The organism is Sellimonas catena (assembly GCF_027924685.1).
In the GTDB taxonomy this organism is placed as follows: Bacteria; Bacillota; Clostridia; order Lachnospirales; family Lachnospiraceae; genus Sellimonas; species Sellimonas catena.
The window spans coordinates 25,583-49,353 of the sequence record NZ_BSBO01000028.1; the positions used below are offsets into that span (position 1 = coordinate 25,583).

Annotated in this window: 26 protein-coding genes and 1 other annotated feature; of the genes, 23 read left to right on the forward strand and 3 right to left on the reverse strand. The window is 44.7% G+C overall.

Annotated elements, in window-relative coordinates; all coding sequences use genetic code 11:
* Window positions 1-21 precede the first annotated feature (21 nt).
* Window positions 22-1,113, reverse strand: a complete 1,092-nt coding sequence (locus Selli1_RS13015; RefSeq protein WP_281873228.1) for a prephenate dehydrogenase — start codon at window positions 1,111-1,113, stop codon at window positions 22-24.
* Window positions 1,114-1,522: 409 nt separating this feature from the next.
* Here Selli1_RS13015 and Selli1_RS13020 point away from each other — a divergent pair, with 409 nt between their 5' ends.
* Together Selli1_RS13020 and Selli1_RS13025 are read left to right on the forward strand one after the other, a co-directional pair.
* Window positions 1,523-3,598, forward strand: coding sequence for an elongation factor G (locus tag Selli1_RS13020; protein ID WP_087167436.1), 2,076 nt, complete (start codon window positions 1,523-1,525; stop codon window positions 3,596-3,598).
* Window positions 3,599-3,737: 139 nt separating this feature from the next.
* Window positions 3,738-5,417 (forward strand): CvpA family protein, encoded by a 1,680-nt coding sequence (locus Selli1_RS13025; RefSeq protein ID WP_281873229.1) that lies wholly within the window; start codon window positions 3,738-3,740, stop codon window positions 5,415-5,417.
* Window positions 5,418-5,527: 110 nt separating this feature from the next.
* On the opposite strand, the gene Selli1_RS13030 is transcribed toward Selli1_RS13025, so the two are convergent.
* Window positions 5,528-5,950 carry a P-loop NTPase family protein gene (locus tag Selli1_RS13030; RefSeq protein WP_087167434.1) on the reverse strand — a complete coding sequence of 141 codons (423 nt, stop codon included), beginning with the start codon at window positions 5,948-5,950 and terminating at the stop codon, window positions 5,528-5,530.
* Between the two features lie 120 nt (window positions 5,951-6,070).
* Between Selli1_RS13030 and Selli1_RS13035 the strand changes: the two genes are divergently transcribed.
* From Selli1_RS13035 to Selli1_RS13085, 11 genes are all read left to right on the forward strand, one after another.
* Complete coding sequence (locus Selli1_RS13035) at window positions 6,071-6,223, forward strand: hypothetical protein (protein ID WP_158099245.1); 153 nt, start codon at window positions 6,071-6,073, stop codon at window positions 6,221-6,223.
* Window positions 6,200-6,420, forward strand: a binding site (T-box leader). Its footprint overlaps the gene before it by 24 nt.
* Window positions 6,421-6,542: 122 nt before the next feature.
* A complete protein-coding gene (leuS, locus tag Selli1_RS13040) occupies window positions 6,543-8,966 on the forward strand; it encodes a leucine--tRNA ligase (protein WP_191433644.1) in 2,424 nt (807 codons plus the stop codon).
* Window positions 8,967-9,217: 251 nt separating this feature from the next.
* Window positions 9,218-9,868 carry a sugar O-acetyltransferase gene (locus Selli1_RS13045; protein ID WP_191433646.1) on the forward strand — a complete coding sequence of 217 codons (651 nt, stop codon included), beginning with the start codon at window positions 9,218-9,220 and terminating at the stop codon, window positions 9,866-9,868.
* 278 nt (window positions 9,869-10,146) lie between these two features.
* Entirely contained in the window at window positions 10,147-11,037 is an 891-nt protein-coding gene (gene pepI, locus Selli1_RS13050) for a proline iminopeptidase (protein ID WP_281873236.1), read from the forward strand.
* A gap of 272 nt (window positions 11,038-11,309) precedes the next feature.
* Complete coding sequence (locus Selli1_RS18385) at window positions 11,310-11,465, forward strand: hypothetical protein (RefSeq protein ID WP_330677587.1); 156 nt, start codon at window positions 11,310-11,312, stop codon at window positions 11,463-11,465.
* Between the two features lie 31 nt (window positions 11,466-11,496).
* Window positions 11,497-12,396 (forward strand): NAD-dependent epimerase/dehydratase family protein, encoded by a 900-nt coding sequence (locus Selli1_RS13060; protein ID WP_191433650.1) that lies wholly within the window; start codon window positions 11,497-11,499, stop codon window positions 12,394-12,396.
* A 116-nt stretch (window positions 12,397-12,512) separates the two neighbouring features.
* Complete coding sequence (locus Selli1_RS13065; RefSeq protein WP_281873241.1) at window positions 12,513-13,364, forward strand: aldo/keto reductase; 852 nt, start codon at window positions 12,513-12,515, stop codon at window positions 13,362-13,364.
* 52 nt (window positions 13,365-13,416) lie between these two features.
* Window positions 13,417-13,890 (forward strand): hypothetical protein, encoded by a 474-nt coding sequence (locus Selli1_RS13070; protein WP_281873243.1) that lies wholly within the window; start codon window positions 13,417-13,419, stop codon window positions 13,888-13,890.
* A complete protein-coding gene (locus tag Selli1_RS13075) occupies window positions 13,863-14,453 on the forward strand; it encodes an alpha/beta hydrolase (RefSeq protein ID WP_138372755.1) in 591 nt (196 codons plus the stop codon). The genes Selli1_RS13070 and Selli1_RS13075 overlap by 28 nt, the downstream gene beginning before the upstream one ends.
* Window positions 14,454-14,576: 123 nt before the next feature.
* On the forward strand, window positions 14,577-15,494 hold the full coding sequence (locus tag Selli1_RS13080; protein ID WP_138372756.1) for a LysR family transcriptional regulator: 918 nt from the start codon (window positions 14,577-14,579) through the stop codon (window positions 15,492-15,494).
* Between the two features lie 108 nt (window positions 15,495-15,602).
* Window positions 15,603-16,706 carry a 5-methyltetrahydropteroyltriglutamate--homocysteine S-methyltransferase gene (locus tag Selli1_RS13085; protein ID WP_281873247.1) on the forward strand — a complete coding sequence of 368 codons (1,104 nt, stop codon included), beginning with the start codon at window positions 15,603-15,605 and terminating at the stop codon, window positions 16,704-16,706.
* A gap of 63 nt (window positions 16,707-16,769) precedes the next feature.
* Here Selli1_RS13085 and Selli1_RS13090 read toward each other — a convergent pair whose 3' ends face one another.
* Window positions 16,770-17,222, reverse strand: coding sequence for a GNAT family N-acetyltransferase (locus Selli1_RS13090; RefSeq protein WP_087167424.1), 453 nt, complete (start codon window positions 17,220-17,222; stop codon window positions 16,770-16,772).
* 165 nt (window positions 17,223-17,387) lie between these two features.
* Here Selli1_RS13090 and Selli1_RS13095 point away from each other — a divergent pair, with 165 nt between their 5' ends.
* The 10 genes from Selli1_RS13095 (at window position 17,388) to asnS (ending at window position 23,748) form a co-directional block, all read left to right on the forward strand.
* Entirely contained in the window at window positions 17,388-17,576 is a 189-nt protein-coding gene (locus Selli1_RS13095; RefSeq protein WP_087167423.1) for a DUF6472 family protein, read from the forward strand.
* A gap of 50 nt (window positions 17,577-17,626) precedes the next feature.
* The gene (locus tag Selli1_RS13100; RefSeq protein ID WP_204864082.1) at window positions 17,627-18,160 is read left to right on the forward strand and encodes a putative ABC transporter permease; all 534 of its coding nucleotides are present in this window, start codon (window positions 17,627-17,629) and stop codon (window positions 18,158-18,160) included.
* 22 nt (window positions 18,161-18,182) lie between these two features.
* The gene (locus Selli1_RS13105) at window positions 18,183-18,818 is read left to right on the forward strand and encodes a GNAT family N-acetyltransferase (RefSeq protein ID WP_281873267.1); all 636 of its coding nucleotides are present in this window, start codon (window positions 18,183-18,185) and stop codon (window positions 18,816-18,818) included.
* A gap of 27 nt (window positions 18,819-18,845) precedes the next feature.
* Window positions 18,846-19,529, forward strand: coding sequence for a 4Fe-4S binding protein (locus Selli1_RS13110; protein ID WP_281873250.1), 684 nt, complete (start codon window positions 18,846-18,848; stop codon window positions 19,527-19,529).
* Window positions 19,530-19,559: 30 nt separating this feature from the next.
* Window positions 19,560-20,021 carry a GNAT family N-acetyltransferase gene (locus tag Selli1_RS13115; protein ID WP_087167420.1) on the forward strand — a complete coding sequence of 154 codons (462 nt, stop codon included), beginning with the start codon at window positions 19,560-19,562 and terminating at the stop codon, window positions 20,019-20,021.
* A gap of 11 nt (window positions 20,022-20,032) precedes the next feature.
* A complete protein-coding gene (locus Selli1_RS13120) occupies window positions 20,033-20,848 on the forward strand; it encodes a phosphate ABC transporter ATPase (protein ID WP_138372759.1) in 816 nt (271 codons plus the stop codon).
* Window positions 20,849-20,866: 18 nt separating this feature from the next.
* Complete coding sequence (locus tag Selli1_RS13125; RefSeq protein WP_281873253.1) at window positions 20,867-21,319, forward strand: GNAT family N-acetyltransferase; 453 nt, start codon at window positions 20,867-20,869, stop codon at window positions 21,317-21,319.
* A gap of 71 nt (window positions 21,320-21,390) precedes the next feature.
* Window positions 21,391-21,993, forward strand: a complete 603-nt coding sequence (locus tag Selli1_RS13130; protein WP_281873255.1) for a DNA-3-methyladenine glycosylase I — start codon at window positions 21,391-21,393, stop codon at window positions 21,991-21,993.
* A 16-nt stretch (window positions 21,994-22,009) separates the two neighbouring features.
* Window positions 22,010-22,246: an RDAC family protein gene (locus tag Selli1_RS13135; RefSeq protein WP_281873257.1), complete on the forward strand. Its 237-nt coding sequence runs from the start codon at window positions 22,010-22,012 to the stop codon at window positions 22,244-22,246.
* Between the two features lie 110 nt (window positions 22,247-22,356).
* Entirely contained in the window at window positions 22,357-23,748 is a 1,392-nt protein-coding gene (asnS, locus tag Selli1_RS13140; RefSeq protein ID WP_281873259.1) for an asparagine--tRNA ligase, read from the forward strand.
* Window positions 23,749-23,771 lie beyond the last annotated feature (23 nt).

Here is a 23,771-nt window from a genome sequence, read left to right on the forward strand (position 1 = left end):
CCCTTATATCATTTTCGGCTATCAGGAACGCTCATAGACCGTATAGCGGTGTCTGCGGAGAACCTGGGCTGCCTTTTCCTGAGCGGCACCTTCATAAAATTCAATTCTGAGAACACCTTCTTCGAACTCGCGGTTGTGAATGATCCCGATATTTTTAATACTGATATTATTGGAGGCAAGGATGGTTGCGATGGTGGCAATCCCGCCCGCCTCATCGATGATATCACAGTAGATGGCAAAAAGCTTTTTGATCGGCCCGGCGGAAATATCCGGAACAGAATTCCGGTAGTTCCGTGAAGTGTCGAAGAAATTGTAGATTCCCTGGGAATCGCCTGCATCAATCAGCTTTTTGGCATCCTCCAGTGTCTTGATGTAGTTTCCGAGAATCTCGGAGACATTTTCCCGGTTTGTCATAAGGATGTGTTCCCACATCGTCGGGGAAGAGGATGCAATCCTTGTGATATCCTTAAAACCGCCGGCGGCTAATAGTTTCATCAGTTCATCCGTCGTATCATGATCCCGGACGAAATTGACAAGGCCGGAGGCGATTACATGCGGCAGATGACTGATCGTTCCTGTGATGTAATCGTGCGTCCTGCAGTCCAGTGTGACCGGAATCGCGCGGATTGCCTGAATAAACTCTGTGAAGGCCTGTATTTTTTCCTTCTGTTCAGGTCTGGACGGAGAGAGAATATAGTAGGAATTCTCAATCAGAACCGCCTTGGAATTCACATATCCGGATTTTTCTGATCCTGCCATCGGGTGTCCTCCGATAAAAAAGTCGGAGAGCCCAAGTTTTTCCACCTCCTGATGGATCGGCGTCTTGACGCTGCCGACATCGGTCAGGATCGTTTTCTCTGAGAGAAACGGCTTTATCTGGCTTAAATAGGCAGAATTGTAAATGACCGGTGTGCACAGAAACAGATAGTCACACCCTTTGAAATTTTCGTCAATGACTGTTACCGCCGTATTGATGACCGATTCGGCAGTTGCAAGGGCCAGCGTTTCCCGGCTTTTATCAAAAGCGACGATCTCACTTTCCGGAAAATACTGGCGGATGGCCTTTGCGATCGAACCACCGATCAATCCAAGCCCGATAAATCCTGTTTTCATAATTAAGTCCTCATCTTTCCTGATCTTGTTATTTCTTCCATTTTAGAAGATTTTCAGATGTTTGTCAAAATACATCTGACAGAATCCATATTCAAAATGTTCAAGTAATAGTCAACTATTCAGCCATGCAGCTCAGATTCGCAGCCCGCGCTGCTTTTCGCTGCTTACGCAGCTGAATCTTCGCTTATGGCTAAACGCCATATGTCCTGAAACAACTCAAACCTTCTGCAAGCAAGCTTGCGCCAGGTTTTCATTGTTACAGGCCGCATGGCTGAATAGTTATAGAAACATTGTGAAAATTCAATAAAAGAGTTGTAAAATTACGAAAAATTTAGTACAATATACCCATGATTACTGTTAAAACAAGAACGGTAAAATTTGAGCTAGAAAATCAAGGAGGCAGCACTATATGAAAGTTTACAGGACGGATGAAATCAGAAACGTTGTTTTGTTAGGTCATGGCGGATGCGGAAAGACAAGTCTTGCAGAAGCGATGGCCTATGTATCAGGCGCGGTAAACAGGATGGGAAAAGTAGGGGACGGAAATACCATCAGCGATTTCGATAAAGAGGAACAGAAACGCGGATTTTCTATCGGCACGAGCCTGATCCCGATCGAATGGGAAAAAGCGAAAATTAATGTGCTGGATACACCGGGATACTTCGACTTTGTAGGTGAAGTGGAAGAAGCTGTCAGTGTTGCGGATGCAGCAGTCATTGTTGTTTCCGGAAAAGCGGGCGTAGAGGTCGGAACGGAAAAAGCATGGGAACTCTGCGACAAATACAATCTGCCGCGTATGGTTTACGTGACAGAGATGGATGTGGACGACGCAAGTTTTCGTCAGGTTGTGGAGACACTCCGTGAAAAATACGGGAAGGTGATCGCACCGCACTTCATGCCGATCCGTGAAAACGAGAAGCTCGTCGGATACGTTAACATTATCAAGAATGCGGGACGCCGCTACACAGAGATTGGAAAGAGGGAAGAATGTGAGATCCCGGATTACTGTATGGAATATCTCCAGCAGTACAGAGAAGCATTGATGGAATCAGTGGCAGAGACCAGTGAGGAATTCCTGGACCGCTATCTTTCCGGAGAGGAGTTTTCCATTGAGGAGATCCGTTCCGCGATGCGTACGGAAGTAATGGATGGAGATATCGTTCCGGTAGCAATGGGATCCAATCTTCAGGCACAGGGGGTTGCAAACCTTCTTTCTGATATCGTACGGTTCTTCCCAAGCCCGGCAAACCGTGAATGTGTCGGCATGAACCGGAAAACAAATGCCATCTATGAGGCAAATTATGATTTTGCGAAAGCAAAGAGTGCATATGTATATAAGACCATGGTGGATCCGTTTATCGGAAAATATTCTTTCATCAAAGTGTGCTCCGGCGTTATCAAAGGTGATGACGTGCTGTACAATGCAGACACAGATGCAGAGGCAAAGCCGGGCAAGATTTACACGATGCTTGGAAATAAGCCGATTGAAGTATCAGAGCTGTTTGCAGGAGATATTGGGGCCATTGCAAAACTGACCACTACGAAGACAGGAGATACACTTTCTACAAAGAACACACAGATTGCATACGCAAAAACCGAGTATTCCCAGCCTTATACCTACATGAAATATACGACCAAGACCAAGGGAGATGAAGATAAGGTATCCCAGGCACTTTCCAGAATGATGGCAGAAGATGTGACGATGAAGGTTGTCAATGATACAGAAAACAGACAGATTCTTCTGTACGGTATGGGAGACCAGCATCTGGAAATTATTGCAAGCAAACTCGCCTCCAGATATAAAGTAGAGATTACTCTTGAGAAACCAAAGGTAGCATTCCGCGAGACGATCCGGAAGAAATCCGATATTGATTCCAAATATAAGAAACAGTCAGGAGGACACGGACAGTATGGTCATGTCAAGATGACATTCGAGCCGTCCGGTGATCTGGAAGAGCCATTCGTATTTGAAGAAAAAGTCGTAGGAGGAGCGGTTCCGAAGAACTACTTCCCGGCTGTGGAAAAAGGTCTCCAGGAAGCTGTACAGAAAGGACCTCTTGCCGGATATCCGGTAGTCGGAGTGAAAGCAACGCTGTACGATGGTTCCTATCATCCGGTAGACTCTTCTGAAATGGCATTTAAGACCGCAACGATCCAGGCATTCAAGAAAGGAATCATGGAAGCATCTCCGGTACTTCTTGAACCAATCGCATCCCTGAAGGTAACAGTTCCGGATGAATATACCGGTGACGTTATGGGTGATCTGAACAAGCGCCGCGGCCGTGTGCTTGGCATGAATCCGGTCAACGGAGGAAAACAGGCAATTGAAGCCGATGTTCCGATGATGGAGCTTTACGGATACTGCACGAACCTCCGTTCCATGACAGGAGGACGCGGTACTTATGAATATCAGTTTGCAAGATATGAGCAGGCTCCGTCCGACGTTCAGGAAAAAGAGATTGCAAACAGAGCAGCAGAGGAATAATCGTACCTTGAAAGAACGTACATAAGAGAGGGTCCGGCTATGCGGGAAAGAGCGTATGGCCGGACCCTTGTTTTCGTAAGAAAAGAGTGTTATAATTGCTTACCATAACCAGTCAATGAAATAAAGAAGAGGAGAAGCTATGAAAAAGACAAAAATGAAAGTTCTGACTGTAATTGGCCTGATTCTGCTTGCCGGTATTTATTACTATGTGAAGCTTCCGGCTATCAATATCCATGCTGCGGGATTCTGGACTTTCCTGCTTGTGGTGATTGCGGCTCTTGCGGTTATCTACATTGGAAAGAAAAAACTGTTCCGAAAAGAGGAGATCAAACAGTCCGGGATCGCAAAAGGTCTGATCGGTCTTTTCGTGCTGATCGGTGTTATTTATCTTGGAGGAACACTCCTTTCTTCACCGATCATCAACGCGAAAAAGTATCAGAAGCTCCTGACTGTGGAGGAAGGGGATTTTCAGACAGATATCAAGGAACTTTCCTTTGACCAGATTCCGCTTCTGGACCGGGAGTCTGCAACCCTTCTTGGAAACAGAAAGATGGGAAGCATGGTGGACATGGTGTCCCAGTTTGAAGTGGATGAGCTCTACAGCCAGATCAACTATCAGGACAAGCCGGTCCGGGTATCGCCGCTTCGCTATGCAAATGTAATCAAGTGGTTTACGAATCAGTCTGAAGGAATTCCGGCCTATATCCGGATCGATATGACAACACAGTCTACAGAACTCGTTATGCTCGATGAAGGAATGAAATATTCCACCAGCGAATATTTTAACCGGAATATCCACAGACATCTCCGTTTCCGGTATCCGACCTATATTTTCGGAGAACTGAGTTTTGAGATTGATGATGAAGGTGTGCCGTACTGGGTTGCTCCGGTGAAGAAATTCAATATCGGGTTGTTTGGAGGCGAGACGGTAGGACGGGTTGTGCTTTGCAACGCGATTACCGGAGAGACGACAGACTATGCCATCGATGAAGTGCCGGAGTGGATTGACCACGCTTATGATCCAGATCTTCTGATCCAGCTCTACGACTATTACGGAACGCTCAAACATGGATTCTTTAACAGTATTCTGAGCCAGAAAGACTGCCTGAAGACAACAGACGGATATAACTATCTGGCCATTGATGACGATGTCTGGGTATATACCGGAGTGACATCGGTCAATGAAGACCAGTCCAACGTTGGATTTGTCCTGATGAATCAAAGGACGATGGAGACGAAGTTCTATGAAGTGGAAGGAGCGACGGAGAATTCTGCCATGTCCTCGGCGGAAGGCCAGGTACAGAATCTCCATTATACGGCGACATTTCCGCTGCTTTTGAATATTTCCGGTGAGCCGACATACTTCATCGCGCTCAAAGATGACGCGGGCCTTGTGAAAAAATATGCCATGGTCAATGTTCAGAAATATCAGGTCGTGGCGATCGGGGACACCGTCAGCAAGTGCGAGGAAAACTATCTTGAACTGATGAGGGAGAATGGGATCGAGACAGATGACAGTGCCGCAGCAAAAGAAACAAAAACCATTGCCGGTACGATTACCAGAATCGCTCAGGGCGTTGTGGAAGGAGATTCTCACTTCTACGTGATGGTAGAAGGTTCGGATGAGTTCTTTGATGTTTCGGTCGTTGATTTTATTGATATCATCAAATATGATGTTGGACAGGAAGTGACGATGGAATACCGGGAGGGTGAAAAGACCAATGTGGTACTTTCCCTCAACGGCGAAGAAAAGAATCCGATTGAAGAGGAGACCGAAGAAACAGACAATAATAGCGGGACTGCTTTGCAGGAAGAATAAAAGCAATAAAACAAGGAGACGGGATATCGACCGTCTCCTTGTTTTTAAAAATGAACTGCTGTCTGATCAGGTAAGGACTCTTTGTGGCAGCAGTTCGTCAGCCGGCATTATCAGTTCAGATAAGTACAGCCCTCAGCGTCTACAAGATGGAGATCATCTTTTCCTGCACTGATGCTTACATAAAAATCAAGATCACACTCTTTTGAAATTTTCTTCAGCTTTTCAACAAATTCCGGGATATCATCAAGAGAGATATGTGCATGTTTCAAAATAGCGTCGATAAAAATCGCCTTAATATCGTGATCTGCACTTGTCATGCCATAAATAAATCCAAGATAGGCATCAATATTGTCGATCGCTTCATAGTCATCCATGCAGATCGCACGGATATCAAAAGATAAGCTGTATGTATCGCGGTGGCTTTTTTTGATAAAGAATACGTGTCCGTCGGACTCCTTTGCCGCTTTGTTGGCAAGTTCAATCATCTGCTGTGTTTTTCCGCTCCCTTTCGGGCCTGTCAATAAATTAACCATATGCATTATCTCCTTTAGCTATATATTTTTCGTACTGAAATGACTTGTGATTATTATACACCTATCAGAGATTTTAAACAATCCTTTTTTGTCAAATTCCACAAAAGAAACTCGAAAAGAATGAAAATAACGAAAAACATTCCAATAAATCCAGAAAAAATCAAATATGGAAAAATTATAGGAAAAAAGGTGGAAATCTTGACAAAGGGAGATGATATGAGTAAAATGAACAGGTATAAAAAAGTACAGAGAAAAACGTCAGATGAGGAATAGTAAGAGCCGATGTTTTTTCAGAGAGCTGCCGTATGGTGCGAGGCAGCAGGACAGACACTCCCAACTCGCCTCGGAGTTCTTCTGGTGAACTCTAGTAGCCGGAAGCGGGTATTCCCGTTACAGATGAGAGTGCGCCGGTCTGCGGACGGGCGAAGAAGAGTGGTACCGCGTGGGCTTTCATGGCTTTCGTCTCTTGGATATGTTCAGAGACGGAAGTTTTTTTATTCTATAGATAATCCAATGGATTTATCAGGAAGCTTTTGCGGGTATAAAAGAAAGCATAAAATGGTTACTATATTATGTAAGGAGGAAATCAAAGATGCCGACACCTTATAATCACAAGGCAATCGAGAAAAAGTGGCGTGCACACTGGGAAGAGCATCCGGTGAATGTGCAGGAAGATGAGAGAGGAAAACATGAGAAATATTACTGCCTCGATATGTTCCCGTATCCGTCAGGAAACGGTCTGCATGTCGGACACTGGAGAGGATATGTCATCTCCGATGTATGGAGCCGTTACAAACTGCTTCAGGGATACTATATCATTCATCCGATGGGATGGGATGCATTCGGACTTCCGGCAGAAAACTACGCGATCAAAATGGGCGTTCATCCGGCAAAGTCCACAGCGGAAAATGTAAAGAATATCAAGAGACAGATCAATGAGATCGCGGCTCTTTACGACTGGGACAGAGAGGTCAACACGACAGACCCGAACTTCTACAAATGGACCCAGTGGATTTTTGTAAAGATGTTTAAGGCCGGCCTTGCTTACGAGAAGGAGTTCCCGATCAACTGGTGCCCGTCCTGTAAGACCGGACTTGCAAACGAGGAAGTTGTCAATGGAAAATGTGAGCGCTGCGGTACGGAAGTAACAAAGAAGAACCTCCGTCAGTGGATGCTCAAGATTACTAAATATGCAGAGAGACTTCTGAACGACCTGGACAAACTGGACTGGCCGGAGAAGGTTAAGAAGATGCAGACAGACTGGATCGGTAAATCCTACGGTGCCGAGGTAGAGTTCCCGGTGGATGGAAGAGATGAAAAGATCACTGTCTACACAACAAGACCGGATACACTTTACGGCGCAACCTTTATGGTACTGGCTCCGGAGCATGCTCTTGCAAAAGAACTTGCAACCGATGAGACAAGAGAAGCAGTGGAGAAATATATCTACGACGCTTCCATGAAGTCTAATGTTGACCGCCTTCAGGATAAGGAAAAAACCGGAGTTTTCACAGGAAGCTACGCGGTCAATCCGATCAATGGAGCAAAGGTGCCGATCTGGCTGTCTGATTATGTACTGGCTGACTACGGTACCGGAGCAATCATGTGCGTACCGGCACATGATGACCGTGACTTTGCATTTGCAACAAAATTCAACATTCCGATCATTCAGGTTATCGCCAAAGACGGAAAAGAAATTGAAAATATGACAGAAGCCTACACAGAGGCATCCGGAACCATGATCAATTCCGGAGAATGGAACGGCATGGAATCCGCTGTTCTGAAAAAGGAAGCTCCGGTGATGATCGAAGAGCGCGGTATCGGAAGAAAGACTGTCAACTACAAACTGCGTGACTGGGTATTCTCCCGCCAGAGATACTGGGGAGAACCGATCCCGATTGTACACTGCCCGGACTGCGGCGCTGTACCGGTGCCGGAGGATCAGCTTCCACTGACGCTGCCGGATGTAGAGTCCTACGAGCCGACAGGAACAGGAGAATCTCCGCTTGCTGCGATTGATTCCTGGGTTAACACAACCTGTCCGGTCTGTGGAAAGCCGGCCAAGAGAGAGACCAACACCATGCCTCAGTGGGCAGGTTCCTCCTGGTATTTCCTGCGTTACGTAGATCCGCATAATGATAAAGAACTGGTTTCCAGAGAAAAAGCGGACGCGATGCTTCCGGTTGATATGTATATTGGAGGTGTGGAACATGCGGTACTTCACCTTCTGTATTCCCGTTTCTACACGAAGTTCCTGTGCGATATCGGCGTGATCGATTTTGATGAGCCGTTTATCAAGCTCTTCAACCAGGGTATGATTACCGGAAAGAACGGAATCAAGATGAGTAAGTCCAAAGGAAATGTCGTATCTCCGGACGATCTTGTAAGAGATTACGGATGCGACTCCCTGAGAATGTATGAACTCTTCGTTGGACCGCCGGAACTGGATGCAGAGTGGGATGACAGAGGAATCGACGGGGTATACCGTTTCCTGAACAAGCTCTGGAATCTTGTAATGGACAACAAAGACAAAGACGTAACACCATCCAAGGAAATGATCAAACTCCGAAACAAGATGGTATACGATATTACAACACGTCTGGAAAGCTTCAGCCTGAATACGGTAATTTCCGGATTCATGGAATATAACAACAAGTTTATCGATCTCGCCAAGAAAGAAGGCGGAATTGATAAAGAGACACTTTCCACGATCGCAGTACTGCTTGCACCGTTCGCACCGCACATGGGCGAAGAACTCTGGGAGCAGCTGGGACACGCAGGAAGCGTATTCCATGCAGGATGGCCGACCTACGATGAAGAAGCGATGAAAGACGATGAAATCGAAGTGGCTGTACAGATCAACGGCAAGACAAGAGCTGTTGTAACAATCTCCGCAGAAGCAGGCAAAGACGAAGCGATTGCTGCCGGCAAGGAAGCAATTAAAGAAAAACTGACCGGAAATATCGTAAAAGAAATCTATGTACCGGGAAGAATCATCAATATTGTAATGAAATAAGCAGGAAAGAGCCAGGAACCCTTGCAGACAGGGGCCTGGCTCTTCTCTCGCTTGACGGAATATGGGAGAAAATGCCGAAATTCTTTACCGGCCATTTAAAACGTTGAGACCGGGAGACGAGAGAAGCGGTTAAGGAATCTTACATCAAAGACAGGAATTGTAGGAGAGAAAATCAGCGGATGTAATATTGTAGAAGTTTGGAGAACTTTCTGCTAATATAAGAATTAGTAAAAAAGAAATGAGGAAGGTATATGAAAGAGGAAGAGAAAATTTTTGCGGGGAAAATGTTTGATCCAAGAAAACAGGAGCTGAAGGATATCAAGCACAAAGCTCATGCTGCATGTCAGAAATATAATATGATGGACGAGTTTGATTCCGACAGAAATGAAGTGATTCGCGATATTCTGGGAAAAGTGGGAAATGTGTTTTATTTTCAGGGCCCTGTGCAGTTTAATTATGGATGTCATACTTTTATCGGGGAAAATTTTTTTGCTAATTTTAATCTGATGGTTATGGATGATGGAAAAATTTTCATTGGTGACAATGTCTGTTTTGGCCCGAATGTTTCTTTGATGGCTACTTCTCATCCTCTTATTGCTCAGGAGAGGATGGGGCTGGACGAAGATGGAAAGACAACGATGGCAGAATATGCGGACGAAATTCATATCGGTAATAATGTCTGGATTGCATGTAATACGGTTGTAATTGGGGGCGTGCATATAGGAAATAATGTCGTGATTGGCGCAGGCAGTGTTGTGACAAAAGATATTCCGGATAATTATCTTGCATTTGGTAATCCGTGCAGACCGGTAAGGCCAATTACAGAAAAGGACAGCAAGAAGGAGTTGATTCTTCCGGAAGATAGAGAGCATTTTTCGTACAATTTGAACTGTATAATCTGATCAGAGGTGGTTCTATTGAGTGAAAAATAATCAGGCAGTCTTAATGTTTCACTTGACAAAAAAATATCCATCAGGGCAGCATAAAGCAGAAAAAGATATTTGCTTTATAGAAATCACCTATAAATATACCAATTCATATTCGGTTATCTTGTATGGTACAGGGATATGATTTTGGATAATATTAACATAATTGAAAAAAATTACAAAAAAGGGTTCATTTTTTCGCAAAATGTATTATACTTAAAGATAGTGAAAAAAATGTCAGAAAGGGGATAATCATGGCAAAAATTACAGAAGGCTACATGCCGTACTTAGGTTATCAGACTTATTACAGAATTGTTGGGGAAAGAAAAGATAATGGAAAGGCACCATTGATTTGTCTTCACGGAGGACCGGGGTCTACTCATAACTATTTCGAAGTACTGGACAATGTTGCAGACGATGATGATCGTATGATCGTTATGTATGACCAGATCGGATGCGGAAATTCTTATCTGGACGGACATCCGGAACTGTGGAACCAGAAAGTATGGTTAGACGAGCTGGAAGCTTTGAGAAAACGCCTTGACTTAGATGTATGCCACATCATTGGACAGTCCTGGGGCGGAATGATGCAGATCGCATATGCAGTTGACTATGATCCGAAGGGTGTTAAGAGTTTCATCATTTCAAGCGGCCATCCAAGCAGTTCTCTTTGGGAAAGAGAAGGTCTTCGCCGTATCAAAATGATGCCGCAGGATATGCAGGATGCAATTAACCATGCTCTTGAAACAGGTGATTTCACAGGAGAAGCTTACGATGCTGCAGTTGCAGAATACATGGATAGATATTGCAACTACTGGATTGGAGAAGATGCTCCGGAGTGCTGTACAAGACCGAAAAAATCAGGTTCTGAGTCTTATGTTGAAGGATGGGGACCAAACGAATTCGCACCTACAGGAACACTGAAAGACTTTGAATACATTGACAAACTTGACCAGATCAAGATTCCTTCTCTGATCTGCAGTGGTATTTCAGATCTTTGTTCTCCACTTGTAGCTAAGACCATGGCAGACAGAATCCCGAATTCTAAATGGATCCTTTGGGAACGTGCAAGACATACATGTTTTGTTGACAGACATGATGATTACTGCGTAGAACTCATCAAATGGATGAATCAGTACGACTAATCTGGTTGAATGTATGAAGTAAATAAAGGGCGCTGCTCTATCATCTGAAAAGTGACAGGGCGGTGCCCTTGTCTTATAAATAATACTCTTGTGTCCAGAACATGCCTGTGATAGGATAGTAAAAATAATCACTTTCCTACTGGGCGGATGTTCCGGGGCAGTTTAAAGTCTTTATCGACAGATGCACGCCATGGTGTAATACACACGAACCTCATGCGTCTGTCCGGGCGGGAAAAAAAGGCTATGCTGTTGTATTAAGAACGGGACCAAATATGAAGGAATGCGAACGGATTATTAAAACACTCGAACACTTCTATGGACATCTGGAAATTGAGTGCTGCGGAAGCCTTGGACTATGCTCCGTAGAATGTAAAGAGGATGCGAAGAAAAGGAAAGAGGAAATTATAGAATTTTGCAGCCGGATTTAACCCGGCTTTACATAAGAAAAATGGAGGATGTATGAAAAAAGTACTTGTAACAGGGGGAACCGCATTTGTAAGCAGATACATTGCAGAGTACTATGTTGGGAAAGGGTATGATGTCAGTGTACTGAACAGAAACACGAAGAAACAGTCTGACGACGTGCGGCTGATCGAGGCGGACCGGTATCATCTGGGGGATCGTCTTCGTGATCTTCATTTTGATGTTGTGATTGATACGGGCTATACGGCAAAAGAAGTGGAGCTGCTTCTGGATGCACTTGGAAGTTATGAAAATTATGTTTTCATCAGTTCCAGCGCAGTTTATCCGGACAATCTCCCGCAGCCGTTTGCGGAAGAAACGCCGCTTGCTGAGAATACATACTGGAGAAAATACGGTACAGACAAGATCGAAGCAGAAGCAGTGCTGCAAAAGAGAGATCCGGATGCATTTATTATAAGGCCGCCGTACTTATACGGGCCGATGAATGATATCTACCGGGAAGCCTTTGTATTTGACTGTGCGATGGCAGACCGGCCGTTTTATCTGCCGGGAGACGGCAGTCTGAAACTGCAGTTTTTCCACATTCAGGATCTGTGCAGATTTCTGGATATTCTACTGGAGAGAAAACCGGAACAGCATATTTTTAATGTGGGAAATCCGGAAATGATTTCTGTCCGGGACTGGGCCGGGCTCTGTTACCGTGCTGCGGGGAAGACAGCGGAATTTGTAAATGTTCAGGAAGCGGTTGAACAGAGAAATTATTTCAGCTTCTGTGAGTATGAATACCAGCTGGATGTGACCAGACAGTGTGCACTCATGCCGGATACAAAACCATTGGAGGAAGGACTTCCAGAAGCCTATGCGTGGTACAGACAGAATCAGGATCAGGTGGAGAAGAAGCCGTTTTTTGATTACATTGACATGTATCTGAAATAGAAGAAACCTTTCGGTATATACTGCCAAACCAAAAGATACTTCTGATGTGGAGATCCGGGATTTATAATAAAATCGAAAGCAACAGATTGATCTCAGCACAAAAGGGAGTGAACAGTATGTATACGATTACATTAAATGATGGCAACAAAATACCGGCAGTAGGATTCGGCGTATTTACGATTCCAAATGACGGACCGACTTATGATGCGGTTCTTCAGGCCCTGAAGGCAGGATACCGCCATATCGATACTGCGGCGGCATATTTTAACGAGTCTGATGTCGGAAAGGCAGTAAGGGACAGCGGAATCCCGAGAGAAGAAATTTTTATCACAAGTAAGCTCTGGCTTCAGGATTATGGATATGAAGCGGCAAAGAAAGGCCTTGCGGCTTCTCTGGAAAAACTGGGGATGGACTACATTGACCTGTATCTTCTGCATCAGCCGTACGGAGACGTGGCAGGAGCCTGGAAGGCTCTTGAGGAAGCAAAGGAAGATGGTGTCCTGAAATCAATCGGCGTAAGCAACATGACTCCGAAGATCTGGAAAGAATTTCTGCCGCAGGCATCCACCATTCCGGCAGTTAATCAGGTGGAATGCAACCCGTTTTTCCAGCAGAAAGAATTAAAAGCATTACTTGCAGAACATGATGTGAAAATTGAAGCATATCAGCCGTTGGGAAGTGGAAATGCTGCAATGCTTTCTCATCCGGCAGTGACAAAGATTGCAGAAAAATACGGCAAAAATGCCGGACAGATTGTTCTTCGTTTTGAACTTCAGGAAGGTCTGATTATTCTTCCGAGATCAACAAATCCGGAACGAATTGCGGGAAATATCGATCTCTTTGATTTTGAACTGACAGAAGAAGAGATGAACGCAATCCGTGCAATGGATACCGGAAAGGGAAAACACGATCCGGAAGCACCTGGAATTGCAGAGATGCTGCTTGCAAACTATAAGATTCACGATTGATTTTTGAGAACAAAAATAGTGAATCAAAAAGAGGCAGGAGGCTGAAATTGCGATGAAAAAGAGCAAAGTACTGGTCGGACTTCTGGCAGCGCTGATGCTTCTGGCAGGATGTGAGCAGGAACAAAGCGATACGGTGGATGATACAGCAGAAAAACAGGAAACCGTTGTATCCGAAGAAACAGACAGTACAATAGCGGAGGGTCAGGTGACAAGCGGAAGTCTTCCGGGAGAACTGGCGCAGATTCCGCAGGAATATTTTGAGGAAGCGGATCAGCAGGGAACGCTCGTGGAGCTGGAATATGATACCTACGAGTCCATGACCTATGAAGAGGAAGAAGAGGTGCTTCACAAACGGGCAATCGTCTATCTGCCTTATGGGTATTCGGAGGAGACAGCTTATAATGTCTTTTATCTGATGCACGGTGGATGGAGCAACGAGACGACCTATCTGGGAACGCCGGACCGGCCGAATGATTTAAAAATGTGCTGGACAATGCCATGGCAGACGGGAAAATCGAGCCGATGATTGTGGTCTGCCCGACTTACAATAATGAAAGTGAAGAGGACAGTGCCGATTATTCTCTGGCACTTCAGCTGACCGAGAATTATCACAATGAGCTGGTTAACGATCTGATTCCGGCTGTCGAGGGGACTTACAGCACCTATGCGGAGGAAACTTCGCCGGAAGGGCTGCGGGCATCGAGAGACCACCGGGCATTCTGTGGATTCTCCATGGGATCTGTAGCAACATGGAGGACATTTGAGTACTGTCTGGATTATTTCCGCTACTTCATGCCGTCCAGCGGAAGCCTTACGAACGATGGAGAAGTTATGGCGTCGATGGTACAGGATTCTGGACATGACTGGGATGATTTCTTTATTTTTGCGGCATCCGGTACGGATGATTTTGCCTATTCCTCTTTCAAAAACCAGATTGAGGCAATGGCAGGCGAAAACAGCGGAACATTCCGTTATACGGACAATGAAGGGGAGGGCAACCTTTATTTCCTCGAACAGGAAGGCGGCACTCATAACGGGGAGTATGCGATGGAATATTTTTATAACGGATTGTGCTGGATCTGGAAGTAAGAATCCAGAGAAGGCAAATTGACAAAATCTTATCTTTCCTATATACTTTTAAGCCAGGGGCAGCGATTGACGCTGCCCTTTTAATCAGGGAAATGTACCCGGACAGAAAGCAGGTAACGGAAGATGACATTACAGCAGTTAAGATATATTGTGACCGTGGCGGAGACAGGAAATATTACAGAGGCGGCAAGGCAGCTTTTTGTTTCGCAGCCAAGTCTCACCAATGCCATCCGGGAACTGGAAAAGGAGATGCAGATCACGATTTTTCACCGCACCAACAAGGGCGTGACGATTTCCAATGAGGGTGATGAATTTCTCGCATATGCAAGACAGGTTCTGGAGCAGACCAGCCTTCTGGAAGAGCGCTTTTTGAACAAGAAAGAACGGCGTTCCAGATTTTCCGTCTCCTGTCAGCATTATTCTTTCGCGGTCAACGCCTTTGTGGATGTGATACGTGAATTTGGCGGGAAAAAGTACGATTTTACGCTGAGAGAAACCCAGACCTACGAGATTATCGAGGATGTCAGCCGGCTGAAAAGTGAGATCGGAATCCTCTATACTTCCTCCAAAAATGAAGAAATCATTCAGAAGATGATCCGGATGAACGGACTGGTATTCCGTGAACTATTTGTGGCAAAACCCCATGTGTTTCTGTCAGCAGAGCACCCGCTGGCAGGGGAGGAGATGGTAACGCTTGACGATCTGGCGGACTATCCGTATCTTTCCTTTGAGCAGGGAGAATACAATTCCTTCTATTTTTCGGAAGAGATTTTAAGCACGCTGGACCGCAGGAAAAACATCAAAGTCCGGGACCGGGCAACATTGTTTAATCTGGTGATCGGACTTAACGGATATACGGTCAGTTCCGGAGTGATCAGTAAAGAGCTGAACGGGGAAAATATCATTGCACGGCCTCTGGATGTGGATGAGAAGATGCGGATCGGCACCATCACGCAGAAAAACATGCCGCTGAGCCGTTACGGGAAAGCATATATGGAAGCTTTAAAACAGCATATTCCACACATACAGCGTCTGTCATAGTTTTACGCTATGGCGGAACGCTGTTTTTTTGTATTTTTCAAATGGATGGAGAAGCGGTATACTGAAACCCATCAGAAAACTGACAGGAAAAGAATGGAGGAAGACATCATGGCAAAACAACATGCACCGTTTCGATATGATTATGTAGGAAGCTTTTTACGCCCGGAAAAATTAAAGGAGGCAAGGAAAGCACTGGAAGAAGGAAAAATTACAGCAGAGGAATTAAAGGCTGTGGAGGATGAGGCGATCCGGGATCTGGTAAAGAAGCAGAAAGAGGCAGGATATCATGTGATTACAGATGGAGAATTCCGCCGATCCACATGGCATCTGGACTTTATGTGGGGATTTGAGGGAGTGGCTCATAAAAAGACAGAACAGGGCATCGCTTTTCAGGGAGAAGATGCAATGCTCGATGATACCTGGCTGACCGGAAAAATCCGGGTGGGCACACATCCGTTTGTAGAGCATTTCCGGTTTGTCAAAGCGCTGGAAGATGAGCATACCGTGGCAAAACAGACGATTCCGGCACCGGCCCAGTTTTTTGCCCAGATGCTGATTCCGGGAAATCTGGAACAGACAAGAAAGTTTTATAAGACGGACGAGGAACTGATGGAGGATATCGCAGAAGGCTACCGGAAAGTGATCCGGAATCTGTATGATGCGGGATGCCGGAATCTTCAGCTTGACGACTGTACCTGGGGACTTCTTGTGGCGGAAGGATTTGCCGGAAGCAGGGAAGAAATCCAGGAAAGTGCAGAGAAATTTGTAAAAGTCAACAATCTGGCCATCCAGAATCAGCCGGAGGATCTGGTGATTACAACACATGTCTGCAGGGGGAATTATCATTCCGCATACTTCAGCAGTGGAGCTTACGATCCGATTGCAAAACCGCTGTTCGGAGAAGAACAGGTAGACGCATTCTATCTGGAATATGACGATGAGCGTTCCGGAAGCTTTGCACCGCTTGCGGAAGTGACCGGAGAGAAAAAGGTAGTACTTGGACTGATTACAACAAAGTCACCGGTTCTGGAAGAGAAAGAAGAAGTGAAAAAACGGATTTATGAGGCGGCAAAATACATTCCCCTTGACCGGCTGTATTTAAGCCCGCAGTGTGGATTCGCTTCCTGCGAGATCGGGAATAAGCTGACTGAGGAAGAACAGTGGGCAAAACTTGCGCTTGTAAAAGAGATCGCGGAAGAAGTATGGGGGTAAAAAAAGAAAAAACAGGGTCTGTTTTGGGACAGGCTCTGTTTTTTTATGCATGAAGATTGTTTCTCATGACAGATCTTTTCGGTAGACTCTGGACATGACACCAACAGCATTTTCCATCATCTGATAAAAGGAATATCCGTATGTTTCATACAGCCCGGTTTCTCCGGTAGCGATGAACACTTCTCCTGCGCCGTCCTCTTTTGCAGTCCTGCACGCATGATCCAGAAGAAGTCCCATATACCGGTGGCCTCTGTACTGCGGGAAGGTATAGACAAATCCGATCCAGGGACCAAGGTCTGTATTTTTGATGTCATCGATGTCTGATAAGGTGCAGAATGAGACCAGCTTTTTGCCTTCTGTCAGAAGAAAAAGTCTCACATGATTACCGCAGAATTCATGGATCTCATTCTTGCTCAACAGTTCATAGAGAAACTGACCTGCGCTCCAGTCGCTTTGCCTGATTTCCTCAAGCCAGTGTGCCTGATATTTTGTGCTGAAATATTCTTTGATTTCCATTGTTCCCTCCTGATCTCCGCCTGTTTTTTTCTATTTTACAAGGAGTCAGAGAAAAAAGAAAGAGATATGGAAGAAAATGAGAAACGGAATGTTTCCTTGCTTTTCTTAAAAGCCCTGATATGATACACTGATAGCAGAAATGACAGAGAAGAGGAGGGAACGTCAATGGGAAATCAATCTGCACAGAGCTGTAGCAGCTGTGCTTACTATATTTATGATGAAGAGTATGACGAATATGTCTGTGATGCCGCGATGGATGAAGACGATTATGTCCGGCTGCGTATGGAGCCGCATTATTCCTGTCCGTATTATCGGAACGGGGATGAATACCGGGTTGTGCGAAAGCAGATGTAAAGAAAGAGACCGTAAAAGATGACAAAAGGAGAAAACGAAAGGGGACGGTTATGAAAAGAAAAGTACAGGAATATTTTTTCTATTTTATGCTTTATTCTATGATTGGATGGATTTATGAGGTGTTTTTGGAAGTCGTTGTGTACCGCTGGGGCTTCTCCAACAGAGGAGTGCTGTTTGGCCCGTATTGTGTGATCTACGGCTTCGGAGCACTGATTTTGATTTTTACACTGGGAGGTCTTCAGAAAAAGAAGATTTATCTGGGGAAGATTCTGGCGACGCCGCTTCTGGTATTTGTGGGAATTGTTGTGATTACCACGGTGGTAGAATTGATCGGAAGTTATATTATGGAATTTACTTCCGGCGGCTGGATGTGGGATTATACCCGGTTTGCCTTTAACTTTCAGGGGCGGATCGCGCTGAATCCAAGTATCCGTTTTGGTATTGGAGGAATGATTTTTCTGTATGTGCTGCAGCCGCTGTTTGTCAGGCTGACAAAGAAAATTCCGGAGAAGGCATTTTCTGTGCTGACAGGAGTTCTGGCAGTGCTGTTTATCATCGATGTTGCGGCATTGATTTTAAAATAAGTTCGAGGTGAAAACGATGGAAATGTTGAAAATCAGAAAGGAGGAAAAACAGGACTATAAAGAGGTGGAAAATCTGATCCGGGAAGCATTCTGGAATGTGTATGTTCCGGGATGTTCGGAACATTATGTAGCACATGAACTCAGAACTCATGAGGACTTTGTGCCGGAACTGGATCTGATTGCCGAGCTGGACGGCCGGATCGTGGCAAATGTCATGTATACGATTGCAAGGCTGACAGATGAATCGGGCGAGGAAAAGAAAGTGCTGACATTCGGCCCGCTCAGTGTCCTTCCTGAGTACCAGAGAAAAGGAATCGGGAAACAGCTTCTGGAAGCTTCCTTTGAGATTGCGGAAAAAATGGGCTATGATGTGATTGTCATTATGGGAGATCCGAATAATTACGTGGCTCGTGGATTTAAGAGCTGTAAACGGTTTTCTGTCTGTCTGGAAGGCGGGATCTTCCCGACCGGAATGATGGTAAAAGAGTTAAAACCGGGAGTGCTGGATGGAAGAACATGGTACTACAGAGAAAGTCCGGCTTTTGAAATTGATATGGATAAAATCGAAGAGTTTGATCAGATGTTTGAGCCGAAAGAGAAGAAAGTTCAGCCAAGCCAGGAGGCATTTTATATAATCAGTAATTCTACCCTAAACTAACTGATCCGGCACAGGAAGGTGAGAGCTATGAATATCACAGAACAGGTGAAACAGGTGCTTTATGAACAGGGAGCAGCGCTGGTCGGAATCGGGGATATGCGCCCGGTTCAGGTGTGCCGTTTTCCGGCAGGGATTTCAGTTGCGGTTCCCATCCCGAAGCATGTCATTGAGGATTTAAAAACAGCTCCGACAAAAGAATATTATGAGCTGTATGGAAGCTTAAATGCGAAATTAAATGCGATTGTAACGGCAGGGGAAACATTTCTGAAAGAACAGGGGTACAATGCCTGGGCGCAGACAACAGACCGTGTAAAAGTAAATGAAGAAAACCGTTCTGAGACTCCGCATAAAACAGTGGCCGTCCGGGCAGGGCTTGGATGGATCGGGAAAAACTGCCTGCTGGTGACGCCGGAATATGGTTCAGCTATCAGGATTTCCTCCCTTTTGACGGATGTGCCTTTAGAATGTGCACAGCCGATGGAGAAATCCAGATGCGGCGGATGTTCACTTTGCGTTCAGCACTGTCCGGCAGGAGCACTGAAAGGAACCCTCTGGAGTGCAGGAATGGAGCGGGAAGAGATTGTCGATGTCAACCGATGCTATCAGAAGCAGAAAGAGATTATGTACGCCAGCACCGGAATTGATACAGACCTGTGCGGGAAATGCTTTGCCGTTTGTGCATACACGCAAAACTATCTGAAAAAACAATAGAAGTAAAGTGAAACATGGGAGAGAAAAACGATGTGTGAGTACCATATCATGAATTTAAGAGAGAAACCGCAGTGGAAGCAGAAAGCAGCACAGTGGTTTCATGAAAAGTGGAATGTTCCGGTGGATGCATATCTGGAAAGCATAGAAGAAAGTCTGAACAGTGAAAATCCGGTGCCGCAGTGGTATCTGGCTGTAAAAGAAGAACAGATCATCGGTGGAATCGGAGTGATTGAAAATGATTTCCATGACAGAAAAGATCTGACACCAAATGTCTGCGCGGTATACGTGGAAGAAGAATTTCGATGCCGCGGGATTGCAGGAAAGATGCTGGAGACTGTCTGCCGGGACATGAAAGAAAAAGGTATCGATACGCTCTATCTCATCACAGACCATGACTCCTTTTATGAACGGTATGGCTGGGAATTCTACTGTATGGTGCAGGGAGACGGAGAAGAAGAGATGACGAGGATGTATGTACATCGAGAGAGATAGGAAGCAAGACTATGATCATTAAAATAGGAAAGTATGATTATACAGAAGTTTGGGATGGTGTACTATATAAAAAGCTTTCCAATTATCCTCAGGTTTCTGACTGGGAAATCAGGACAATTATTGAGTTCATCGATTATGAAAGCATGTATGGAAGAAAATGTCAGCTGATTTGTGAAGATAAACAACTTTTACAAACAATAGAGAATAGTATTTTAGAAAAAGAAAAATTTCAGCGTGTTCCAGTTCCGGAGAAAATTACCGAGTGTACAGCATGCCGGTACAGAAAAGGATGCTGTACAAAGTTTGTATGTCATACCACCTCTCTGGAAAATGCATTAAAAATTTTAAAATCAGGTCGTCTTCTTTCCGCTTTACGTGCAAGAAACTTAACAGTAAATGAACTGATGGCGGAAAAAAGAAATGCAGCCAATGACCCGGCAGACTATTTTGAATATATCATGTTCACATGGGGAAACTGTCAGGCGGGAGACAGACTGGTAATGGAAAGAAAGCTTGACAGATTTCCGACAGAGCAGGATTTAAGCAGGGACTTTACGCCGGGAGTCCGGTTTTATTTTCGATATGAGGATCTGATTCGTCATCCGAATGTAGTTTTTGACGGTGTTCTTCCTCTGAAAATAAGAGATGAACTTAGTTTGAAAGACTGGTGTTTGGCTGTGATTGTTCCGGCTGAATGGGAACAAGATATTGAGCAGGAAGTACCGGATAATTTAGCGGGCAGGGTCATTTATTTAGAAAATGATTGCAAAGACATCTGGGACTGGTCAGAAAAGGTGTATCAGAAAATAGAATCTTTAGATCGATAAAACACTAGGAGAAAGAACATGAAAATTGTAGTGCATACGATGGAATATCATGGTGGAGCGATGGTGTCAGATCTGCCGATGAAAAATTATTCGGATGTTAATTATCATGAGTATAAGAGAATTTATAACGAATGTTTCAGGGATATGAGAAAAGCATTACAGATATTTCCGGTAGATTGCTGCAACAGTAAGGAAGAACTGCAACTCAAAAAAGAAAAAATTTATGTTCTTGAAATTGATAACAGATTCATCGGTTCGGTTGCCATATATGATAATGAAATTGATGATTTAATCGTGGAAAAAAGCTTTCAAAGGATGGGATATGGGGAGGCGCTATTGCAATTTGCAATTTCTTACCTGCAAAGTAATCACGTTTCTCCAATCGTTCTCCGGGTTGCAGACTGGAATCAGGGAGCAGTCAAAATGTATTTGAAAAATGGCTTTTCTATCATCAAAACAGACGTGATTTGAGTTTATGTAGCCTATAAATGTATAAACATCGTAAAGGTGTAGAGAGACAAATTGAATGAGAGGTGAATGGCATGGAGCGTTGCGGCTGGTGTATGTGCAATGAGAAAATGATGAAGTATCACGATGAAGAATGGGGTGTCCCGCTCCGGGATGACCAGAAGCAGTTTGAGTTTTTGATGATGGAAGTCATGCAGTGCGGACTGAACTGGAATATGATGATTCAGAAGCGGGAAATTTTCCGTGCCTGCTTTGATTCCTTTGATTTTGATAAAGTGGCAGAATACGGAGAGACAGATATTGAGAGGATTATGGGAACCGAAGGTATGATCCGCTCCCGGAGAAAGATCGAGGCGGTGATCCATAATGCCAAATGCTTTCAGAAGATCAGGGAAGAGTTCGGTACTTTTTCTGATTATATCTGGAGTTTCACAAAAGGGAAAACATATCTGTATACCGGGCATCAGAAAGGAGAGGTTCCAGCCAGAAACGGCTTATCTGACAGGATCAGTAAAGAGCTGAAAAAGCGGGGATTAAAATATATGGGTTCGGTGACCGTTTACTCCCATCTGCAGGCATGCGGCATCATCAATGACCACAAGGAAACGTGTTTCCGGTATCAGGAATTGTTAGAAATGTCGGATGCAGTACATAAAAGAAGAGATAAAGAGCAATAGAAACGGGGCGGATAAAATGATCAAGTATCAGGATATTGTTTTGTTAAATGGTATATTGGAAGAGAGCGGTACACGATTTCATGTGGGGTATAAAAATGAGGAGACCGCCTGCGTCATTCCGCCGGGAGAATGCTGTCTGACAGAGGAAGCAAGAGAGAATGCGGAAAAATGTATTCAGGAATACTATGAATCAAAGGGAGAAGAAGTACGCTTTTCGGAAGATGGATACTATTTTTTCTGTTCTGAGATTTAGTAGCTTTTGGGAGAAATGGTAATCATCTTAATAAGACACCTTGACTTTTCAAAAAAGTGTGTATATAATATCTACATTTACACACAAAACAAGAAAAGAGGGTGAAAAAGATGAAGCATATTGACATCAAAAAACTATTGACAGACGCCGAAAGCTATGTTGATACTTCAGTTACAGTCTGCGGGTGGGTGAGAAATGCCAGAAATTCCAAAAGCGTTTCCTTTATTGAATTGAACGATGGTACTTGTCTGAATAATATCCAGTTGGTGATTGACAAGAATGAAGTGGAAGTAAATAAAAATGCGTTCAATGTGGGGGCAGCGTTAAAGGCAGTCGGCTCTTTTGTCAGATCCGAGCGCAATGGTTATGAAATTCAGATTCAGACGATTGAGGTGCTTGGTAATTGCCCGTCTGATTTTCCTCTTCAGAAAAAGCGTCACACGATAGAGTTTTTGAGGACGATTCCGCACCTTCGTGTGCGCACGAGATATTTTGAGGCATTATTTGCGGTTCGTGATCAGCTGTCCTATGCGGTTCACGACTATTTTCATAAAAACGGATATAAATATGTCCATACCCCGATTATTACGGGAAGCGACTGTGAAGGAGCAGGGGAAATGTTCCGTGTTACCACACAGCCGTGGGATGCGAAGGCGGGAAACGGAAGCGCCTATCTGGATGAAGAAAGCTATTTTAAAGACGACTTTTTCGGAACGAAGGCAGGACTGACGGTTTCCGCACAGCTTGAAGGCGAAATGGCGGCCATGGGTCTTGGAAGAATTTATACGTTTGGTCCGACTTTCCGCGCGGAGCACAGCAATACGACACGTCATGCGGCGGAATTCTGGCAGGTCGAGCCGGAAGTCTGCTTTGCGGATATCGATGATATTATCGAAATTGGCGAAGACTTTATTAAATCGATTATCAGGGATGTTATGGAGCACTGCCCGGATGAAATTCAGTTTTTCAACCAGTGGGTGGATAAAGGGCTGATCGAGAAGCTGAACCTTGTGCTTGAAAGTGATTTTGGGCGGATGACCTACACGGAGGCGGTGGAAATTCTGCAGAAATCGGGAAAAGAATTCCAGTATCCGGTGGAATGGGGATGCGACCTTCAGACCGAGCATGAGAAATACCTGACGGAAGAATATTTAAAGAAGCCGGTGTTTGTAGTAGACTATCCGGCTGATATCAAAGCCTTTTATATGAAACAGAATCCGGACGGGAAAACAGTTGCCGCAACGGATCTGCTCGTTCCGGGGATCGGAGAGATCATCGGATGCAGCGAGAGGGAAGCGGATATGGAAAAACTTGTTGCTGCGATGGAAAAGCGCGGAATGCCGCTGGAAGAATATCAGGCATATCTGGATACAAGAAAATACGGAAGTGTACCGCACAGCGGATTCGGCCTTGGATTTGACCGGATGCTGATGTATGTGACGGGAGTATCCAACATCCGGGATACCCTGTTGTTCCCAAGAACAGTGGGAAATCTGTTCTAACAGCAAAACAGATGATAAAGAGG

What these genes read in the sequence shown, in the direction of transcription:
- Selli1_RS13015 (WP_281873228.1), bottom strand. Translation starts at nt 1,113, where the DNA reads ATGAAAACAGGATTTATCGGGCTTGGATTGATCGGTGGTTCGATCGCA.
- Selli1_RS13020 (WP_087167436.1), top strand. Translation starts at nt 1,523, where the DNA reads ATGAAAGTTTACAGGACGGATGAAATCAGAAACGTTGTTTTGTTAGGT.
- Selli1_RS13025 (WP_281873229.1), top strand. Translation starts at nt 3,738, where the DNA reads ATGAAAAAGACAAAAATGAAAGTTCTGACTGTAATTGGCCTGATTCTG.
- Selli1_RS13030 (WP_087167434.1), bottom strand. Translation starts at nt 5,950, where the DNA reads ATGGTTAATTTATTGACAGGCCCGAAAGGGAGCGGAAAAACACAGCAG.
- Selli1_RS13035 (WP_158099245.1), top strand. Translation starts at nt 6,071, where the DNA reads ATGAAAATAACGAAAAACATTCCAATAAATCCAGAAAAAATCAAATAT.
- leuS (WP_191433644.1), top strand. Translation starts at nt 6,543, where the DNA reads ATGCCGACACCTTATAATCACAAGGCAATCGAGAAAAAGTGGCGTGCA.
- Selli1_RS13045 (WP_191433646.1), top strand. Translation starts at nt 9,218, where the DNA reads ATGAAAGAGGAAGAGAAAATTTTTGCGGGGAAAATGTTTGATCCAAGA.
- pepI (WP_281873236.1), top strand. Translation starts at nt 10,147, where the DNA reads ATGGCAAAAATTACAGAAGGCTACATGCCGTACTTAGGTTATCAGACT.
- Selli1_RS18385 (WP_330677587.1), top strand. Translation starts at nt 11,310, where the DNA reads ATGAAGGAATGCGAACGGATTATTAAAACACTCGAACACTTCTATGGA.
- Selli1_RS13060 (WP_191433650.1), top strand. Translation starts at nt 11,497, where the DNA reads ATGAAAAAAGTACTTGTAACAGGGGGAACCGCATTTGTAAGCAGATAC.
- Selli1_RS13065 (WP_281873241.1), top strand. Translation starts at nt 12,513, where the DNA reads ATGTATACGATTACATTAAATGATGGCAACAAAATACCGGCAGTAGGA.
- Selli1_RS13070 (WP_281873243.1), top strand. Translation starts at nt 13,417, where the DNA reads ATGAAAAAGAGCAAAGTACTGGTCGGACTTCTGGCAGCGCTGATGCTT.
- Selli1_RS13075 (WP_138372755.1), top strand. Translation starts at nt 13,863, where the DNA reads ATGGCAGACGGGAAAATCGAGCCGATGATTGTGGTCTGCCCGACTTAC.
- Selli1_RS13080 (WP_138372756.1), top strand. Translation starts at nt 14,577, where the DNA reads ATGACATTACAGCAGTTAAGATATATTGTGACCGTGGCGGAGACAGGA.
- Selli1_RS13085 (WP_281873247.1), top strand. Translation starts at nt 15,603, where the DNA reads ATGGCAAAACAACATGCACCGTTTCGATATGATTATGTAGGAAGCTTT.
- Selli1_RS13090 (WP_087167424.1), bottom strand. Translation starts at nt 17,222, where the DNA reads ATGGAAATCAAAGAATATTTCAGCACAAAATATCAGGCACACTGGCTT.
- Selli1_RS13095 (WP_087167423.1), top strand. Translation starts at nt 17,388, where the DNA reads ATGGGAAATCAATCTGCACAGAGCTGTAGCAGCTGTGCTTACTATATT.
- Selli1_RS13100 (WP_204864082.1), top strand. Translation starts at nt 17,627, where the DNA reads ATGAAAAGAAAAGTACAGGAATATTTTTTCTATTTTATGCTTTATTCT.
- Selli1_RS13105 (WP_281873267.1), top strand. Translation starts at nt 18,183, where the DNA reads ATGTTGAAAATCAGAAAGGAGGAAAAACAGGACTATAAAGAGGTGGAA.
- Selli1_RS13110 (WP_281873250.1), top strand. Translation starts at nt 18,846, where the DNA reads ATGAATATCACAGAACAGGTGAAACAGGTGCTTTATGAACAGGGAGCA.
- Selli1_RS13115 (WP_087167420.1), top strand. Translation starts at nt 19,560, where the DNA reads ATGTGTGAGTACCATATCATGAATTTAAGAGAGAAACCGCAGTGGAAG.
- Selli1_RS13120 (WP_138372759.1), top strand. Translation starts at nt 20,033, where the DNA reads ATGATCATTAAAATAGGAAAGTATGATTATACAGAAGTTTGGGATGGT.
- Selli1_RS13125 (WP_281873253.1), top strand. Translation starts at nt 20,867, where the DNA reads ATGAAAATTGTAGTGCATACGATGGAATATCATGGTGGAGCGATGGTG.
- Selli1_RS13130 (WP_281873255.1), top strand. Translation starts at nt 21,391, where the DNA reads ATGGAGCGTTGCGGCTGGTGTATGTGCAATGAGAAAATGATGAAGTAT.
- Selli1_RS13135 (WP_281873257.1), top strand. Translation starts at nt 22,010, where the DNA reads ATGATCAAGTATCAGGATATTGTTTTGTTAAATGGTATATTGGAAGAG.
- asnS (WP_281873259.1), top strand. Translation starts at nt 22,357, where the DNA reads ATGAAGCATATTGACATCAAAAAACTATTGACAGACGCCGAAAGCTAT.